Source organism: Streptomyces sp. NPDC048248, from assembly GCF_043201875.1.
Taxonomy (GTDB): domain Bacteria; phylum Actinomycetota; class Actinomycetes; order Streptomycetales; family Streptomycetaceae; genus Streptomyces.
In genome coordinates, this window is the sequence record NZ_JBICZL010000016.1 from 1 (window position 1) to 16,594 (window position 16,594).

The window sequence follows — 16,594 nt, forward strand, 5'->3', positions numbered from 1 at the left end:
CGCGCCTTTCGGCGTGATCACTACTTTAGCGGAATTCCTCGGTGACTCATAATCGAGTCATGGTCCGAATTTCGGCATGCCGAAATGCTTCCCGGTGAGGAGGCCGTGCAGTAGTGGTGTGCCGCTGAAGCGGCGGATGGCTGTCCGGGGCCTGACGGCTCCGTGGCAACTCGGAGGACACTACACGAGGCCCCCAGATGCTTCAAACCCCGCGCCGGACGGCGGTTGTAGGGGTACTTTGGCCCGCATGAACCCGCATGCGCTCGTACAGCAGTGGTGGCTCGCCTGACGGCGGCCGACCACCAGCGCATGCATGACCACGGCCGCCGCTTCGGCGGCCGTTCGCGTTTCTCCCACTCGTAGCCGGCCGGCGACAGCGGTGGCTCCCTCACCTCACAGCAGTACGGGAGCGAGACGAGATGGCGATGACGCGGATCTTCAGTGGTGTGAAGCCGACCGGGCACCTGACGCTCGGGAACTACCTCGGGGCGATGCGGCGGTGGGCCGAGGTCGACCAGCACCGCGCGGATGCCCTGTTCTGTGTGGTGGACCTGCACGCGCTGACCGTGCACCACGATCCGGCGCGGGTGCGGCGGCTGAGTCGGCAGGCCGCGACGCTGCTGTTGGCCGTGGGGCTGGACCCGGAACGGTGCACGGTGTTCGCGCAGAGCCATGTGGACGAGCACACGCGGCTGGCGTATCTGATGGAGTGCACGGCCTCGGACGGCGAGATGCGGCGCATGATCCAGTACAAGGAGAAGGCGGCGCGGGAGCAGGCGCGGGGCGGGAGTGTGCGGCTGTCGCTGCTGACCTACCCCGCGCTGATGGCGGCGGACGTCCTGGCGTACGGGACGGACGAGGTGCCCGTCGGTGAGGACCAGGCGCAGCATCTTGAGCTGACGCGGGATCTCGCGGTGCGGTTCAACCAGCGGTACGGGACGACGTTCGTGGTGCCCAAGGTGACGCTGCCCGCGGTGGCGGCGCGGGTGATGGATCTGCAGGAGCCCACGTCGAAGATGGGGAAGTCCCATGTGCGGACCGCGGGGATCGTCTATCTGCTGGACGAGCCGGAGGCGGTACGGAAGAAGGTGTCCCGTGCGGTGACGGACGCGGAGCGGGATGTCGTCTATGACCGTGCCGAGCGGCCGGGGGTGGCGAATCTGCTGGATGTGCTGGCGGCCTGTACGGGTGGTGACCCGGAGGCGGTGGCCGGGGGCTACTCGTCGTACGGGACCTTGAAGAAGGACACGGCCGAGGCGGTGGTGGAGCTGTTGCGGCCGGTGCGGGAGCGGCATGCGGATCTGGCCGCCGACCCGGGGTACGTCGATGCGGTGCTGCGGGCGGGGGCGGAGCGGGCACGGAGGATGGCGCGGCCCCGGGTGGATGCGGCGTACAAGGCGGTGGGGCTGATGCCGGTGGGGTGACGCCGGTGCGGTGACAGCGGGAGGGGAAGAGAGGGGCCGCGGGGTGGGTGCGGCCCCTCGGGCTCGTCAGCCGTTGCCGGAGGCCAGTTCGCGGCTGCGGTCACGGGCGGCTTCCAGGGCGGCGATGAGGGCGGCTCGTACGCCGTGGTTCTCCAGCTCGCGGATGGCGTTGATGGTGGTGCCGGCCGGCGAGGTGACGTTCTCGCGGAGCTTGACCGGGTGCTCGCCGCTGTCGCGGAGCATCACCGCGGCACCGATGGCGGCCTGGACGATGAGGTCGTGGGCCTTGTCGCGGGGCAGGCCCAGCAGGATGCCCGCATCGGTCATGGCTTCGACGAGGAAGTAGAAATACGCCGGGCCGGAGCCGGACAGCGCGGTGCAGGCGTCCTGCTGCGATTCAGGGACGCGCAGGGTCTTGCCGACGCCGGAGAAGATCTCCTCCGCGCGGGTGAGGTGGGTGCCGGTGGCGTGGGTGCCTGCGGAGATGACCGACATCGCCTCGTCCACCAGGGCGGGGGTGTTGGTCATGACGCGGACGACCGGGGTGCCGGCGGCCAGCCGCTCCTCGAAGTAGGCGGTGGGGACGCCGGCGGCGCCGCTGATGACCAGGCGGTCGGCGGGGACGTGCGGGGCCAGTTCGACCAGGAGGGTGCCCATGTCCTGGGGCTTGACCGTGAGGATCAGGGTGTCGGCGGCCTTGGCGGCCTCGGCGTTGGTCACCGCTTCGACGCCGTAGCGGGTGCGCAGCTGCTCGGCGCGTTCGGCCCGGCGGGCGGTGACCAGGAGGTCGGAGGGTGCCCAGCCGCCTCGGATCATTCCGCTGAGCAGGGCTTCGCCGATTTTGCCGGTGCCGAGTACGGCGACCTTCTGGGTCATGCTGCGGTTCACCTCGCCGGTGGTGCCTGATCGCTTACCTCGTCATCCTCGCACCCGGGAGCGCGGGGCGCCGGGGCGTTCCGAGGGCCGGGACGGGTGCCGAGGCGGGCTCCGGCGGGCGCGACCGCCTCGTCAGGCCGTACGGCGTCGGAGGGTGGCGGCCCCCAGGGCCAGGACGAGGGCCGCGCAGCCGGTGACCACGACGATGTCGCGGAGGAAGTCTCCGGTGATATCGGGGTGCTGGAGGACTTCGTTCATGCCGTCGACGGCGTAGGACATCGGCAGGACTGCGGAGAGCGCTTCGAGGGCCGGGTGCATGGTGTCGCGCGGGGTGAACAGGCCGCAGAGCAGGAGTTGGGGCATAAGGACGGCGGGCATGAATTGGACGGCCTGGAATTCGGAGGCGGCGAAGGCCGAGACGAACAGGCCGAGTGCGGTGCCGAGCAGCGCGTCGAGAACGGCCACCAGGAGCAGAAGCCAGGGGGAGCCGATGACGTCCAGGCCGAGCACCCATACGGACAGGCCGGTGGCGACGGCGGACTGGAGGATCGCGAGCAGGCCGAAGGCGAGGGCGTAGCCGGTGATCAGGTCGGCCTTGCCGAGGGGCATGGCCAGCAGGCGTTCGAGGGTGCCCGAGGTGCGCTCGCGGAGGGTGGCGATCGACGTCACCAGGAACATCGTGATCATCGGGAAGATGCCGAGGAGCGAGGCGCCGATGCTGTCGAAGGTGGCCGCGTGGGCGTCGAAGACGTAGCGGAGCAGGGCGATCATCACGCAGGGGACGACGAGCATCAGCGCGATGGTGCGGGGGTCGTGACGCAGCTGGCGCAGGACCCGGGCGGCGGTGGCGAGGGTGCGGGCGGCGGAGAGCGGCGCGGTCCCGTAGCGGGGTGCGGCGCCGGGGAGGGGTGCCGAGGTCATCGCGCTGACTCCTTGGTGCCGGTGGGGTCTTCGGCGTCGGGTGAGGCGGGCCGGTCTTCGCGGGGCCCGGGGTGTGGCGTGTGCCGGGCGGGTTGATCCGGGCGGGTGGTGGCCTGGGGGCCGGCGGCCTGGAGCGGGGCGCCCGGTTCGCGGGCGGACGTGGCCCTGGCCTCGTCGACCAGGTGGAGGAAGGCGTCCTCGACGGTGGCGCGTCCGGTGCGGCCGCGGAGGGCCTCGGGGGTGTCGTCGGCGAGGATGCGGCCCTCGCGCATGAGCAGCAGGCGGTGGCAGCGCTCGGCCTCGTCCATGACGTGCGAGGAGACCAGGAGGGCGGCGCCGCGGTCGGCGGCCAGGGTGTGGAAGAGGTTCCACAGGTCGCGGCGCAGGACCGGGTCGAGGCCGACGGTGGGCTCGTCGAGGACGAGGAGCTCGGGGGTGCCGAGCAGGGCGACCGCGAGGGAGACCCGGCTGCGCTGGCCGCCGGAGAGGTTGCCGGCGAGGGCGTCTGCGTGGCTTTCGAGGTCGACGTCGGCGATTGCGCGGGCGACGCTCGCGCGGCGCGCGGCGCGGGCGGCGCGGCCGGGGTTCAGGACGTCGGCGAAGTAGTCGAGGTTCTGCTTGACGGTCAGGTCGTCGTAGACGGAGGGCGCCTGGGTGACGTAGCCGATGCGGGGGCGCAGCCGGGGGTGGCCGGCGGGCAGGCCGAGGACGTCGAGGGTGCCGGTGACCTTGCCCTGGGTGCCGACGACGGCACGCATCAGGGTGGATTTGCCGCAGCCGGAGGGGCCGAGGAGGCCGGTGATCTGCCCGCGGGGGACGTCGAAGGCGAGAGAGTCCAGGACGGTGCGGCCGCCGCGGAGGACGGTGAGGTCGTCGGCGTGGACGGCTGCGTGGACACCGGTGTGCGCGGCTGCGCGCGCGGTGGGGTCCGAGTGCGTGGCGGGGTCCCCCCGGCCAGAATTCATCATGCGATGAATAATGCTCCTGGCGGAATGCGGCGTCAAGCGGTCGGGTGGGGTGAGCGGACGGGTGACGCCCCGGCCAGGAGGGGGGCAGGGGCCGCATCTCACGACCGGAGGACCGGGCGCACAGAGGTTCCCCCTGCGCTCCGGCGGTCGCCGGAGTGATCGGAACTGATCATTCTGTTTCGATGACACCGCGTTTACCTGACGGTTACACACCGACGTGCCTCAGGCCCATATCTCCGTGGACACAATGGAGTTGAGTGTCCAACCGCGCCGGAAGGGAGCGACGATGGCGAAGGTCCGGGTCGGCGTCCTGTGCCGGCTCCTGGCGATCCTCGCTGCCGTCGTCATGGCCCTCCCCGCCCTCGCCGACGGCACGTACGGAGGGGTCGCGGCAGCCGCGGCCCCCGCGTTCGCCGCCTCCGCCACGGCTCCCCGCGCCGCCCAGCTCGCGGTGGACGCCGTCGAGCACCAGGAAACCGGCGCCGACCGCTGCCAGCCGCGGCGCGGCGGGCGGTCCACAGCCACGGTGCCCATTCCGGCGCCGCTGTCCACCCCGCTGTCGACGACCACCCCGGTACATCCGGTCAGCGGGCTCGCCGTGACCGTCCCGCTGACCGGCCGACAGGCCGTACCCCTGTCGAGATCGGGCGAACTGCCCGTACAGCACCGCGCCTTCCGCTGCTGAGAGCTGCCCCAGGGCTTCCCCGGCCCACGCATCCGACGGATCCAGCCGTCCCCCACCCATGGCGCCTCGCGTACGCGGTGCACCCCGCCGGCCGGCGGGCTGCCGCTCGCGGGCCGCCGCTCGCCGGCACCGGATTCCGGTGAACGGCCGGCGGTGCCCCGCAGCCGGTGGCAGCCGCCCGATGGCCCGTGCCGCCGGCTCCCGACCATGCCGCCGCATCGCCCCGCGGCCGCTTGCGCGCCCCCGCATCCGCATCCGCTGGAGGCATCCCTCGTGCAGAGATTCCCCGTCATCCGCCGCCGTCCGTCGAACCCGGCACGGCAGCGGAGTTCGTTCCGCCCGTCCTTCCCGACCCTGCGCGCCGACTTCACCTCGTCCCTCGTCGTCTTCCTCGTCGCCGTCCCGCTGTGTGTCGGGGTGGCCGTCGCGTCCGGGGTGCCGGCCGAACTGGGGCTGGTCACCGGCGTCGTCGGCGGGCTGCTCACCGGCCTGCTCCCGGGAAGCAGCCTTCAGGTCAGCGGGCCGGCCGCCGGACTGACCGTCCTGGTCTACGAGGCCGTGCAGGAGTACGGGCTCGGCGCTCTGGGCGCGCTCGTGCTGGCCGCGGGCCTGTTGCAGCTGACCATGGGCGCGCTGCGGCTCGGGCGGTGGTTCCGGGCCATCTCGGTCGCCGTCGTCCAGGGCATGCTCGCCGGCATCGGCCTGGTGCTGATCGCCGGTCAGCTGTACGCGCTGGCCGACGCCCCGGCGCCCGGCAGCGGACTTGCCAACCTCGGCGGACTGCCGAACCTGGCGGTCGCCACCGCCGGATCGGGCAGGTCGCTCACCGCTCTCGCGGTGGGCGCCGGGACGATCGTGGTGCTGGTGCTGTGGCCGCGGCTGCGGCGGGCGGCGCGGGTGCTGCCCGCGCCGCTGGTGGCGGTGGCTCTGGCGACGGTCGCGGTGTTCGTGCTCGACCTGCCGGTGGCGCGGGTGGAGGTGCAGGGCCTGCTGGAAGCCGTCCAGCCGCCGTCCGCTGCCGCCTTCGGGCGGCTGGTGGAGCCGGTGATGCTCGCGGGGACGATCGGCACAGTGCTCGCCTTCACCTTGATCGCGTCGGCGGAGTCGCTGTTCAGCGCGGCCGCGGTGGACCGGCTGCACGAGGGACCGCGCACCCACTACGACAAGGAACTGATGGCCCAGGGCGCGGGCAACGCGGTCTGCGGGATGCTCGGCTCACTTCCGATGACCGCGGTGATCGTGCGCAGTGCGGCCAATGTGCAGGCGGGTGCGCGGACGAAGGCCTCGCGGGTGCTGCACGGTGTGTGGCTGCTCGTCTTCGCCGCGGCGTTCCCCGCCGCCCTGGGAGTGGTGCCCCTCGCTGCGCTGGCAGGCGTTCTGATCCACGCGGGCTGCAAGTTGATCCCGCTGAAGGAGTTCGGGCCGCTGTGGCGCAAGCACCGGGGTGAGGCCGTGGTGCTCGCGACGACCGCGGTGGCGATCGTCGCGACGAACATGTTCGAAGGGGTGCTGCTGGGACTGCTGATGGCCATCGCCAAGTCGGCCTGGGAGACCTCGCACGTCCACCTGGAGATCGTGGGGTCGGAGGGGACCGCCGAGCGGGCCGGGACGGAGGACGATGCGGCGGCGTCTCCCCCCGCCCCTGCCCCGTCCGGCGCGACCGCACTGAGTGCGACGGCGCTGTCCGCGGTGCCCGGCACGGCTGTCTCGGCCGGCTCGTCGGGGGCCTCCGGGGCGGCCGGGGCGGCCGGGGCGGCCGAAGCATCCGGGGATGGCCTTGCGGACGGCGGAGCGCGGCGGACGATCCGGGTACGGGCCGTCGGGCATGCGACGTTCCTGCGGTTGCCCAAGCTGCTCGACCAGTTGGAGGCACTCCCCCGGGACCGGGAGATCGAGCTCGACCTCTCCGGGCTGCGGCATCTCGACCACGCCTGCGCGGCCGCGCTGGGCAGCTGGGCCGAGCAGCGCCGGTCGACCGCTGAGGGGGCGGGCAAGGGCGACCGAACGGCCGACGCGGACGAGGCGGACGAGGCCGCCCCCTTCGGCGGGGACGGTGGTACGGGAGGGGCAGAACGCACCGACGACCGGCATCGAAGGTGACCGGGCGACCCGACTGCGGGGTTACGGGGTCGCCGGGGACCGGACGACCCGACTGCGGGATCACCGGGCGACCAAAACCCTCGTAAACGTCCTCATCTGACATCGCACCAGTAATCCATCTCTCATACGACCAAAGCGGAAGGGACCGGCGTTGCGGCGCAAATGACCGTAGGGTCGGGGGGCTTGTGATCACCCACCGACCCTGGGAGTGCTGTGAACCGCCGGCCCCTCCGCTCCTGCGGCGCGACCGCCGTCCTGGCCGTCGCCCTGCTGCTGTCCTCGTGCACCAGCGAGACCGTGGCCGCCAGTGGGGCCGCAGGCTCCGGCAGCGTGGGCGACCCGCTCTTCCCGGGGCTCGGCAACGGTGGCTATCAGGTCACCCACTACGGCCTCGACCTCGACTACGACGTGCCGAGGAAGCAGCTGCGGGCGAAGGCAGCGATCACCGCGAAGGCCAAGGAGGATCTGCGGTCCTTCCAACTCGACCTCCAGGGGCTGAAGGTGTCCGGCGTCCGCGTGGACGGCCAGGAGGCGGCGTTCAGCCGCAAGGGGCACAAGCTGAGGGTCCGGCCGACCACCGGCCTCAAGAAGGGATCCACCTTCCGCACCACCGTCGCCTACGGCGGCACACCGCAGGAGATGGAGGATCCGGACGAGTCGACGGAAGGGTGGGTCAAGACCGGCGACGGCGCTTTCGTGGCGGGTGAGCCCGCCGGGGCAATGACCTGGTTCCCGGTCAACAACCATCTTGGGGACAAGGCCGCGTACGACTTCAAGATCACCGTGCCGCAACGCTACCGGGCCCTCGCCAACGGCGAGTTGCGCGCGATGAGGACGGCCAAGGGCCGGACGACGTACGAGTGGCACAACGGCGAGCCGATGGCCAGCTATCTCGCCACCGCCACCATCGGCGTCTTCGACTTCCGCACCTACCGCACCCCCGAGGGCCTGCCCGTCTACGTCGCGGTGGACCCGGCGGAGGCCGCGGCGAGCAAGCGGGCGCTGGACCGGCTGCCGGAGATCCTGAAATGGCAGACCAAGCTGTTCGGCCGCTATCCGTTCTCCTCGGCGGGGGCGATCGTCGACAACACGCCCGACCGGATCGACTGGATCGCGCTGGAGACCCAGACCAAGCCGATCTACGCCGGCGCACCGGACGCCGCGACGGTGGTGCACGAGATGGCGCACCAGTGGTTCGGCAATTCGGTGACGCCGAAGACCTGGCGGGACACCTGGCTCAACGAGGGCTTCGCCACCTACGCCGAGTGGCTGTGGGAGGAGCGCGAGGGCGGCCGGACGACCCAGGAGCATTTCGACGAACTGTTCGCCTCGTCCGAGGGCGAGGAGCGCTGGGACTTCCCGCCGGGGGACCCGGGCAAGCCGGAGAACGTGACCGAGACGCCCGTCTACGAGCGTGGCGCGATGGTGCTCCAGCAGCTGCGGAACGCCGTCGGCGACAAGACGTTCTTCTCGATCCTCAAGGAGTGGCCCGCCGCGCACCGGCACGGCAACGCCGATTCGGCGGACTTCATCGCCTTCTGCCAGGAGCGGACCGACGAGGACCTGACCGACCTCTTCGACGACTGGCTGTACGGCGAGGGGCAGCCGGACTGGGAGTACTGAGCGGGGTGGGGGCGGCCGGGCTGTCGGAGCCCGCCCCTACCGGTCGGTCTCCGACGCCGCTACCGGCGCTTCCTGCCCGTGGCCTTGGTCTTCCGGGCCGCCGGATTGCCCGTGCGGGCGCCACGGCGGCGCTCATGACGCTCCCGGGCCGCGGCGAATTCGGCACGGTGCAGTTTCTCGCCGGGTGCCTCGACGAGGCTGCGGCAGAAGTAGGCGAGGAGCGAGCCGATGAAGCCGATCAGCTGCAGGCCCTGCGCGGACTTGTCGGCCGTGCTCGCGGCGGACGGGTCGGGGCGGCGGGTGAAGCCTTCCCAGGTGCGCCGGAAGGCGAGAGCGCTGCAGATGGCGAAGCCCGCGACGACCAGGATGCCGACGAAGCCACCGACATCGGCGACCACCAGGCCCTCGAAGGCGAAGCGCAGGACGAGCGCGCCGGCCGCGGCGAGCGCCAGCGAGCCTGCCGCGACGCCGGCCCGGCGCAGGGCGTAGCCCCCGTCGTGCTCGACCCAGGTGGTGCCGAAGAACCGGATCTCCTCCGGCTCGGGGCCGCGCCGCTCCGGGCCGCCGGTCGTCGTCTGCTCGTCGCTCATGGCATCGATTATCCCCGGCGGCCCGGTTTGCTCAGCCGCCGCAGGGCGCCGCGACGAAGCCGTCACTCCCGGTGTGGACGTAGGTGTCGGAGACGTACTGACCGGGGGCGATGTTGTCCCAGATGTCGGAGGTGCCGTACGGGCCGCTGACCCGCTCGCCGTGCCGCTGGCAGCGGATCTCGACGTGGGCGCCGCTCTCCAGCCGCCCGACGATCGGGAAACCGGTGCCGGGGCCCTTGCGGATGTTGACGCGGTAGCCCGGCGCGGTGGCGTAGCTGCGGCGTGCGGGCGTCGCCAGGGCGGTCGGCGCGGTGTCGACCGGGCCCGTGGCGCCCGGTTCCAGGTAGCCCTGAACGTCCTGTGTGCTCATGTCCTGCTCCCCCGTTGCGTGATGCCGGCGCCGCGCTGTCATGTGGCGCTCGGCGCGGGGCGCAAACAAGCCCCGCAACTCGCACGCTAGCAAGCCTCATTCATGTCGTACGCACCATCGACTAGGCTCCGCGCGTCGCACCTGCGACCGAATGGCATGGCAATCACACGGGGGTGGATCGATGCCGTCGCTGCGCGATTCCGGGGTCGGCCCGGAAGCGGAGCGTCCGGAATACGCCGGGCAATACCGCCTGGAGGCGCGCCTGGGCTCCGGCGGCATGGGCGTGGTCCATCTGGCGCGCTCGTCCTCCGGGCTGCTCCTCGCGGTCAAGGTCATCCACGCCGAATTCGCCCAGGACCCGGAGTTCCGGGGGCGGTTCCGACAGGAGGTGGCGGCTGCGCGACGGGTCAGCGGGGCCTTCACCGCACCGGTCGTGGACGCCGATCCGGACGCCGCGCGGCCCTGGATGGCGACCCTGCACATCCCCGGCCCGACGCTCTCGGACCATGTGAAACGGAATGGCCCGCTGCCGCCCGCCGAGGTGCGCAGGCTGGCCGCGGGGCTGGCGGAGGCGCTGCGCGACATCCACCGCGCCGGGGTCGTGCACCGCGATCTGAAGCCGGGAAATGTGCTGCTGGCCGCCGATGGGCCGAAAGTCATCGACTTCGGCATCTCGCGGCCGTCCGACAGCGAGATGCGGACCGAGACCGGCAAGTTGATCGGAACGCCTCCGTTCATGGCCCCCGAGCAGTTCCAGCGGCCGCGCGAGGTGGGGCCCGCGGCCGATGTCTTCGCGCTGGGTTCGGTGCTGGTGCACGCGGCGACCGGAAGCGGGCCTTTCGACTCCGAGAGCCCGTACATCGTCGCGTATCAGGTGGTGCACGACGAGGCGGACCTGACGGGTGTGCCGCCGGAGCTGGCGCCGCTCATCGAGAGCTGTCTGGCGAAGCACCCCGAGGACCGGCCGACACCGGACGCGCTGATGGCGCGGCTGCACTCCGATACGCCGACCGAGGTCCACGACCGGCTGCACGCGGAGCTGCTGGACGAGCTGCACGCGCGGGCACGGGGCGGGGCGACGAGCGGCCCGGGCGAGGACCGGCCGGGCGGACCCGGGGCGGGCGAGGTGCTCAGTGGCACGGACGGCGCGGTCGAAGAGGCCGCCCGGATACCCGGTCAACGGCAGCCGGTGCGCGCCGAATCCGCGCCGCCCCGGGCCGAGGCCACGCATGTCCGTGCCCGTATGCCGGGTGCGGGCCCCGTGGACGGCGTCCCGGCACCGCCTCCCGGGAGGGCCGGAGCGCCTACCGCCGGGGCCGCCTCCGGCGATGCGCACTCGACCGATGACGCGGCGGACGGCGCGGGAGCCGGAGCAGCCCCGCCGGACGACCGGCGCCCCGAAGTCACCGGGGGCGTCCCTCCCCGTGGGTCCGCCCCTCTCCTCGGCCCCACCGGCCACCCCGATTCCGGACGCCCCAGCCATCCCCGGCGCCTCCGCCGCCGAGCGGTCCGCGCCACGCTCGCGCTCGTCCTGGCCGGGGCCGCCGCCTTCGCGGGCTTCCAAGCCCTGTCCGACGACGCGCCCGGCCAGGACCCGGCGCTCCAGACCCGCCCGTCCCGTGCAGACCGCGCCGCCTTCCACCCCTGGCGCACCACCGTCATCGAACGCCCCGAGGGCTACCGCGCCGAGATGCCGTTCTGCACGACGCGCCCGCCGGGCGGCTCCGGCCCCGCCTCCCCCGATGCCGGCGCGGTCTTCTGCGCACAGTCCGGCGTAAGGGCCGCCCGACTCGCCCCGGACACCGGCCGCCTGGCCTGGCGCCGGACCACGAAGCCCCCCGGCAAGGCCGATATGCCGCCGAGCGCCCCGGTGTTGTCCGGCGGACTGCTGTACGTCTCCTCCCCCGACGGAAAGCGGCTGGAGGCACTCGATCCGTCGGCCGAGGGCAAGGGCGCGACGCGCTGGAGCAAGGACGTCTCGGGGTACGAGGGCGGGGCCGTGGTCATCGGGGACCGGGTGCTGCTGACCGCCGGGGACGGCACGGTCACCGCGCTCGACAGCGCCACGCACCGGCAACGGTGGCGCAAGAAGTTCCCCGGCCACGCGCTGACGGCCTTCGTCACGTTCGGCGACCCGCACTCCGCCTTCGCCGCCGAGGCCGGTCCCGGAGGGAGCACCCAGCTGACCGCCATCGATCCGGCCGACGGCCGGCTCCGCTGGCAGAAGCGGCTGCCCGGCTCGCTCACACCGGCCGGGGTCGGCGCCTCCGGGGCCCTCTATCTGACCGCCACCGACCCGCAGTTCACCTTCAGCACCTCAGCCGTCGTCCGCTACGACCCGAAGACCGGTCGCACCCGGCGTCTCCCGCTCGACGCTCCGCTCGACGGCGTGACCGCCGTGGTGCGCGGCGAGACGGCGTATCTGCTGGCCGAGGGCGGTGCGCTGCAGGCGGTCGGGGAGCGGCGATGGGATATGGAGACATCGGTCAGCCGGGGTTCGGCACCGGTGGTGACCGGTGACCGGCTGTACTTCTCCGCCCAGGACGGGCGGCTGATGGCCGTCGACACCACCACGGGCACCATGCTCGGCCAGACCCCGCCCCGGCTCTCGGCCGGCCGGCACCACGGATTCCTGGAGACGCTGCCCGTGCCGCTGGTGGACGCGGCGCGCGGCCGGATCTACGCGGCGGCCCCCGACGGCACGGTCTTCGCGGCGGCGACGAAGGAGCCGGCGGGCTGGTGAAGATCGGGTCGCCCGCCCTCGTGGCAGCAAGGGGAGTGCCCCGGGTGAGCTCAGGCCAGGCGCCGGAACAGCTCCATGAAGACGACCCAGCACACCAGCACACCCGCCAGCGCCACGTACAAAGGGCGAGTTCGGTTGGCGCGCCAGCTTCGGACCATGACATACACCCCGGCATACGAGCCGAGCAGGTTCAGCACCGGGATCCACAGGAGCCCCGGATTCCTTGTGGCAACCCAGATGAAGACCAACGGGGCCGCCAGGCCGATGACCACCATCGAGTTCCTGGTGAAGCGGTACTCCCAGGGAAGAAACCCGTCATACGGAGTCGATTCTTCTATCTCCGGGAGCTCAGGCTGCGTCATGGGTTCCTTCCCCGAGGTGTGTGTGGCACAGCGGACCTGTGCGCGTACGGGTCAGCGTGCAGTCGAGGTGCGAGAGTCCTCGATGCCGGCCTTCAACGTACGTGGCTTCCGGGGACCACCATCTCAGGCCGCCGCCGGGCGGGGCATGCGGGTGCATGTGCCGGGAGCGGGGAGACGTACGCCGTGGATCACGACCGGGCCCGCGTCGATACCGCGCAGCGCCATGTCGAGTATCCACCGGCGTTCCGCCTGCGCCTGTCGCTCGGGGCTGTCCTCGCTCTCCTGCCACCCGCGGTATCGGCTGAGCAGGTAGGGGCGTACGGGGCTGGGCGTGTCCATGAGAGGGCGGTCTTCGGCGGCGTCACGGGCGTAGGGACTCTTTTGACGCGGCAGCGCGCTGCGGGGCCGCCGGTGAGCCGGTGTGGGCGACGGTTCCGGCGCGGGGGAGGCACGGTGCTTCCCGCACGCCGGTAAGAGGTGCGCGAGAAGCCGTAACAGGCACGCGATCACCGGGACGCCGCCTTCTTCAGCGCCTCGATGAGCTTGTGGGTCGTCGCGAGGTTGCAGCGCCCCAACTCGATGAGGGGACTGGGCTGTTCGTAGCTGTAGGACAGCGGATCGACGCACAGTGACGGCAGGACCACATCCACCCGCCGAAGCGCGGCCGCCAACTCGTCGCGGGCCGCCTCGGCCTCTGCGTGTTCCCTCGTCATGCTGCTGCTCCCGTCGTTTCGTTTCCCTGTCCGAGGAACCGGGCCACGACTACGCTGAGTGGTCCGGGGATTACGAGGATGCATCCGGCGGAGGGTGAAAACGCCCCAGACGGGCCGTAATTCCACGCCCAGGCCCGTTAGTTCCACACCTTCCACGGAGGAGGGCGCCATGCCGCCGAGGCGAGCGGTCACCGGTCGCAGCCAGGAGCCACGCCAACGGTTCGCGGAGGAGCTGCGATTACTGAGGAGCGGGAGAGGTGACAGCCTCCGGCAGCTCGGTGAGGTACTGGGCTGGGACTCGTCCCTGTTCGGCAAGATGGAGAGCGGCCAGACCCTGGGCAGCCCGGAGGTCGTCCAGGCACTGGACCAGCACTACGGAACGCCGGGATTACTGCTGACGCTCTGGGAGTTGGCGGCGGGGGATCCGGCACAGTTCAAGGAGCGGTATCGCCGCTTCATGACGTTGGAAGCCGAAGCGACCGGCATTCAGCAGTACTCGCCCGCCGTGGTGCCGGGGCTGCTTCAGACGGAAACGTACGCCCGCAGGCTGCTGTGTCTCGGCGGCTTGGCACCCGGCGCCTACCTCGACCAGCAGGTCGATGCACGAATGAACCGCCGCGGCCTCTTGTACGGGGACAGCGCGCCGCAGTTCCGGGCAATTCTCGACGAGACGGTGTTCCGTCGTTCGCTGCTGGACCGCGAGGAGTGGCAGGAGCAGCTGAAGCACCTCAACGAAGTGGCCGACCAGCCCAACGTGACGCTCCAGATGCTTCCGTTCTCTGCCGGACTGCGGGAGCTGCCCAACACGGACACGGCGCTGCTGCGGCTGCCGGAGGGGCGGACCGTCGCCTGGGTGGAGACCGGATATGACGGGCAACTGGTGGCGGAAAACGCCGGAGTTGAGCGGCTTCAGTTCAGTTACGATCGGCTGCGCGACCACGCCCTGTCCCCGCGCGGGACCGCGGAGTTCATACAGCGCCTCCTGGAGGAAGTCCCATGGCCGTCCGCCGACTCGATCTGAACGCTGCCACTTGGCGCAAGAGCTCCTACAGCAACCAGGACGGGGGCGAGTGCATCGAGGTCTCGGAAGACTTCCTGACCGCCGCAGCGTGGCGCAAGTCCAGCTACAGCAACCCCGACGGCGGCAACTGCATCGAGGTCGCCGACAACCACCCCGCCCTCGTCCCCGTCCGGGACTCCAAGGACCCCCACGGTCCCGCGCTCATCTTCGAGGCGGCCGCGTGGACGTCCTTCATCACCGCCGTAAAGCATCAGGGGCTGGCCGGAGCCTGACAGTCGCCGTCACGCGCACGCGAACGGCCCCCGTCTTCCCGACGGGGGCCGTTGCCGTACTGCTGCCGGATCAGCCCAGCTTGCTCACGTCGCGCACCGCGCCCTTGTCCGCGCTGGTGGCCATCGCCGCGTACGCGCGCAGGGCCTGGGAGACCTTGCGTTCGCGCTGCTTGGGGGCGTAAACGCCGCCCAGGGCCTCGCGGCGGGCGGCCAGCGTGGCGTCGTCCACGAGGAGTTCGATGCCGCGGTTCGGGATGTCGATGCGGATGCGGTCGCCGTCCTCGACCAGCGCGATGGTGCCGCCGGCCGCCGCCTCGGGCGAGGCGTGCCCGATGGACAGGCCGGACGTGCCGCCGGAGAAGCGGCCGTCGGTGACCAGTGCGCAGGCCTTGCCCAGGCCACGGCCCTTGAGGAAGGACGTCGGGTAGAGCATCTCCTGCATGCCGGGGCCGCCCTTGGGGCCCTCGTAGCGGATGACGACGACGTCGCCCTCCTTGACCTGCTTCTTGAGGATCTTGTCGACGGCCTCTTCCTGCGATTCGCAGACCACGGCCGGGCCCTCGAAGGTCCAGATCGACTCGTCGACGCCCGCGGTCTTCACGACGCAGCCGTCCTCGGCGATGTTGCCCTTGAGGACCGCCAGTCCGCCGTCGACGGAATAGGCGTGCGCCATGTCGCGGATGCAGCCGCCCTCGGCGTCGGTGTCCAGGCTCGCCCAGCGCTCGGACTGCGAGAAGGCGGTCGCGGAGCGCTTGCAGCCGGGGGCCGCGTGCCACAGCTCGACGGCCTCGTCGGACGGGGAGCCGCCTCGCACGTCCCAGGTCTTGAGCCACTCCTCCATCGAGGCGCTGTGCACCGTGTGCACGTCCTCGTTCAGCAGGCCGCCGCGGTAGAGCTCGCCGAGGATGGCGGGGATGCCGCCCGCCCGGTGGACGTCCTCCATGTAGTACGTACCGCCGGGCGCGACGTTCGGCGCGACCTTCGCCAGGCAGGGCACCCGGCGGGAGACGGCGTTGATGTCGTCCAGGTCGAAGCTGAGGCCGGCCTCCTGCGCCGCGGCGAGCAGGTGCAGGATCGTGTTCGTCGAGCCGCCCATGGCGATGTCCAGGGCCATGGCGTTCTCGAAGGCGGCGCGGCTGCCGACGTTGCGCGGCAGGACGGTGTGGTCGTCCTGGTCGTAGTGCCGCTTGGTGATCTCCACGACCGTGCGGCCGGCGTTCTCGTACAGCGCCTTGCGGGCGGTGTGGGTGGCCAGCACCGAGCCGTTGCCGGGGAGGGCGAGGCCGACGGCCTCGGCCAGGCAGTTCATGGAGTTCGCGGTGAACATGCCGGAGCAGGAACCGCAGGTCGGACAGGCGTTTTCCTCGATGCGGAGGATGTCCTCGTCCGAGATCTTGTCGTTGACCGCGTCCGAGATCGCGTCGACCAGGTCGAGGGTGCGGACGGTGCCGTCCACCAGCGTCGCCTTGCCGGACTCCATCGGGCCGCCGGAGACGAAGACGGTGGGGATGTTGAGCCGCATCGCGGCCATCAGCATGCCCGGCGTGATCTTGTCGCAGTTGGAGATGCAGATCAGCGCGTCGGCGCAGTGCGCCTCGACCATGTACTCGACGGAGTCGGCGATCAGGTCGCGCGAGGGCAGGCTGTAGAGCATGCCGCCGTGGCCCATCGCGATGCCGTCGTCGACCGCGATGGTGTTGAACTCGCGCGCGATGCCGCCCGCGGCGTGGATCGCCTCCGAGACGATGCGGCCCACCGGCTGGAGGTGGGTGTGGCCCGGCACGAACTCGGTGAAGCTGTTGGCGACGGCGATGATCGGCTTACCGAAGTCCTCGCGCGCTACGCCGGAAGCCTGCATAAGGGCTCGGGCGCCGGCCATGTTGCGGCCATGGGTAACAGTGCGGGACCTCAGCTCGGGCACGATGG

General features: G+C 71.6%; 16 protein-coding genes. 7 read left to right on the forward strand and 9 right to left on the reverse strand.

Annotated elements, in window-relative coordinates; translation table 11 throughout:
• Positions 1 to 425 precede the first annotated feature (425 nt).
• Complete coding sequence (gene trpS, locus ACGFZW_RS30085; protein ID WP_393896416.1) at positions 426 to 1,424, forward strand: tryptophan--tRNA ligase; 999 nt, start codon at positions 426 to 428, stop codon at positions 1,422 to 1,424.
• Between the two features lie 66 nt (positions 1,425 to 1,490).
• Here trpS and proC read toward each other — a convergent pair whose 3' ends face one another.
• The 3 genes from proC to ACGFZW_RS30100 form a co-directional block, all read right to left on the reverse strand.
• Positions 1,491 to 2,300, reverse strand: coding sequence for a pyrroline-5-carboxylate reductase (gene proC / locus ACGFZW_RS30090; protein ID WP_393896417.1), 810 nt, complete (start codon positions 2,298 to 2,300; stop codon positions 1,491 to 1,493).
• Positions 2,301 to 2,432: 132 nt separating this feature from the next.
• The gene (locus ACGFZW_RS30095) at positions 2,433 to 3,221 is read right to left on the reverse strand and encodes an ABC transporter permease (protein WP_393896418.1); all 789 of its coding nucleotides are present in this window, start codon (positions 3,219 to 3,221) and stop codon (positions 2,433 to 2,435) included.
• Positions 3,218 to 4,189 (reverse strand): ATP-binding cassette domain-containing protein, encoded by a 972-nt coding sequence (locus ACGFZW_RS30100; RefSeq protein WP_393896419.1) that lies wholly within the window; start codon positions 4,187 to 4,189, stop codon positions 3,218 to 3,220. The genes ACGFZW_RS30095 and ACGFZW_RS30100 overlap by 4 nt, the downstream gene beginning before the upstream one ends.
• Positions 4,190 to 4,475: 286 nt before the next feature.
• On the opposite strand from ACGFZW_RS30100, the gene ACGFZW_RS30105 reads away from it, so the two are divergent.
• From ACGFZW_RS30105 to ACGFZW_RS30115, 3 genes are all read left to right on the forward strand, one after another.
• Complete coding sequence (locus ACGFZW_RS30105) at positions 4,476 to 4,874, forward strand: hypothetical protein (protein WP_393896420.1); 399 nt, start codon at positions 4,476 to 4,478, stop codon at positions 4,872 to 4,874.
• Between the two features lie 354 nt (positions 4,875 to 5,228).
• Entirely contained in the window at positions 5,229 to 6,974 is a 1,746-nt protein-coding gene (locus ACGFZW_RS30110; protein WP_393896567.1) for a SulP family inorganic anion transporter, read from the forward strand.
• A gap of 213 nt (positions 6,975 to 7,187) precedes the next feature.
• Positions 7,188 to 8,597: a M1 family metallopeptidase gene (locus ACGFZW_RS30115; protein ID WP_393896421.1), complete on the forward strand. Its 1,410-nt coding sequence runs from the start codon at positions 7,188 to 7,190 to the stop codon at positions 8,595 to 8,597.
• A gap of 59 nt (positions 8,598 to 8,656) precedes the next feature.
• On the opposite strand, the gene ACGFZW_RS30120 is transcribed toward ACGFZW_RS30115, so the two are convergent.
• Complete coding sequence (locus ACGFZW_RS30120; protein WP_393896422.1) at positions 8,657 to 9,187, reverse strand: hypothetical protein; 531 nt, start codon at positions 9,185 to 9,187, stop codon at positions 8,657 to 8,659.
• 31 nt (positions 9,188 to 9,218) lie between these two features.
• Positions 9,219 to 9,557: a peptidase gene (locus ACGFZW_RS30125; RefSeq protein ID WP_393896423.1), complete on the reverse strand. Its 339-nt coding sequence runs from the start codon at positions 9,555 to 9,557 to the stop codon at positions 9,219 to 9,221.
• A gap of 181 nt (positions 9,558 to 9,738) precedes the next feature.
• On the opposite strand from ACGFZW_RS30125, the gene ACGFZW_RS30130 reads away from it, so the two are divergent.
• Entirely contained in the window at positions 9,739 to 12,300 is a 2,562-nt protein-coding gene (locus ACGFZW_RS30130; RefSeq protein ID WP_393896424.1) for a PQQ-binding-like beta-propeller repeat protein, read from the forward strand.
• Between the two features lie 50 nt (positions 12,301 to 12,350).
• Here the strand turns inward: ACGFZW_RS30130 and ACGFZW_RS30135 are convergent, their stop codons facing one another.
• The 3 genes from ACGFZW_RS30135 to ACGFZW_RS30145 all read right to left on the reverse strand — a co-directional run bounded on the left by ACGFZW_RS30135 (position 12,351) and on the right by ACGFZW_RS30145 (position 13,375).
• On the reverse strand, positions 12,351 to 12,662 hold the full coding sequence (locus ACGFZW_RS30135) for a hypothetical protein (RefSeq protein WP_393896425.1): 312 nt from the start codon (positions 12,660 to 12,662) through the stop codon (positions 12,351 to 12,353).
• A gap of 123 nt (positions 12,663 to 12,785) precedes the next feature.
• A complete protein-coding gene (locus tag ACGFZW_RS30140) occupies positions 12,786 to 13,001 on the reverse strand; it encodes a hypothetical protein (protein WP_393896426.1) in 216 nt (71 codons plus the stop codon).
• 167 nt (positions 13,002 to 13,168) lie between these two features.
• Entirely contained in the window at positions 13,169 to 13,375 is a 207-nt protein-coding gene (locus tag ACGFZW_RS30145) for a hypothetical protein (RefSeq protein WP_393896427.1), read from the reverse strand.
• A 169-nt stretch (positions 13,376 to 13,544) separates the two neighbouring features.
• Between ACGFZW_RS30145 and ACGFZW_RS30150 the strand changes: the two genes are divergently transcribed.
• Both ACGFZW_RS30150 and ACGFZW_RS30155 read left to right on the forward strand, forming a co-directional pair.
• Positions 13,545 to 14,396, forward strand: a complete 852-nt coding sequence (locus ACGFZW_RS30150) for a helix-turn-helix domain-containing protein (RefSeq protein WP_393896428.1) — start codon at positions 13,545 to 13,547, stop codon at positions 14,394 to 14,396.
• Complete coding sequence (locus tag ACGFZW_RS30155; RefSeq protein ID WP_393896429.1) at positions 14,372 to 14,668, forward strand: DUF397 domain-containing protein; 297 nt, start codon at positions 14,372 to 14,374, stop codon at positions 14,666 to 14,668. Before ACGFZW_RS30150 ends, ACGFZW_RS30155 begins: the two co-directional genes overlap by 25 nt.
• 70 nt (positions 14,669 to 14,738) lie before the next feature.
• Here ACGFZW_RS30155 and ilvD read toward each other — a convergent pair whose 3' ends face one another.
• Positions 14,739 to 16,589 carry a dihydroxy-acid dehydratase gene (gene ilvD / locus ACGFZW_RS30160; RefSeq protein WP_393896430.1) on the reverse strand — a complete coding sequence of 617 codons (1,851 nt, stop codon included), beginning with the start codon at positions 16,587 to 16,589 and terminating at the stop codon, positions 14,739 to 14,741.
• Positions 16,590 to 16,594: the final 5 nt, after the last annotated feature.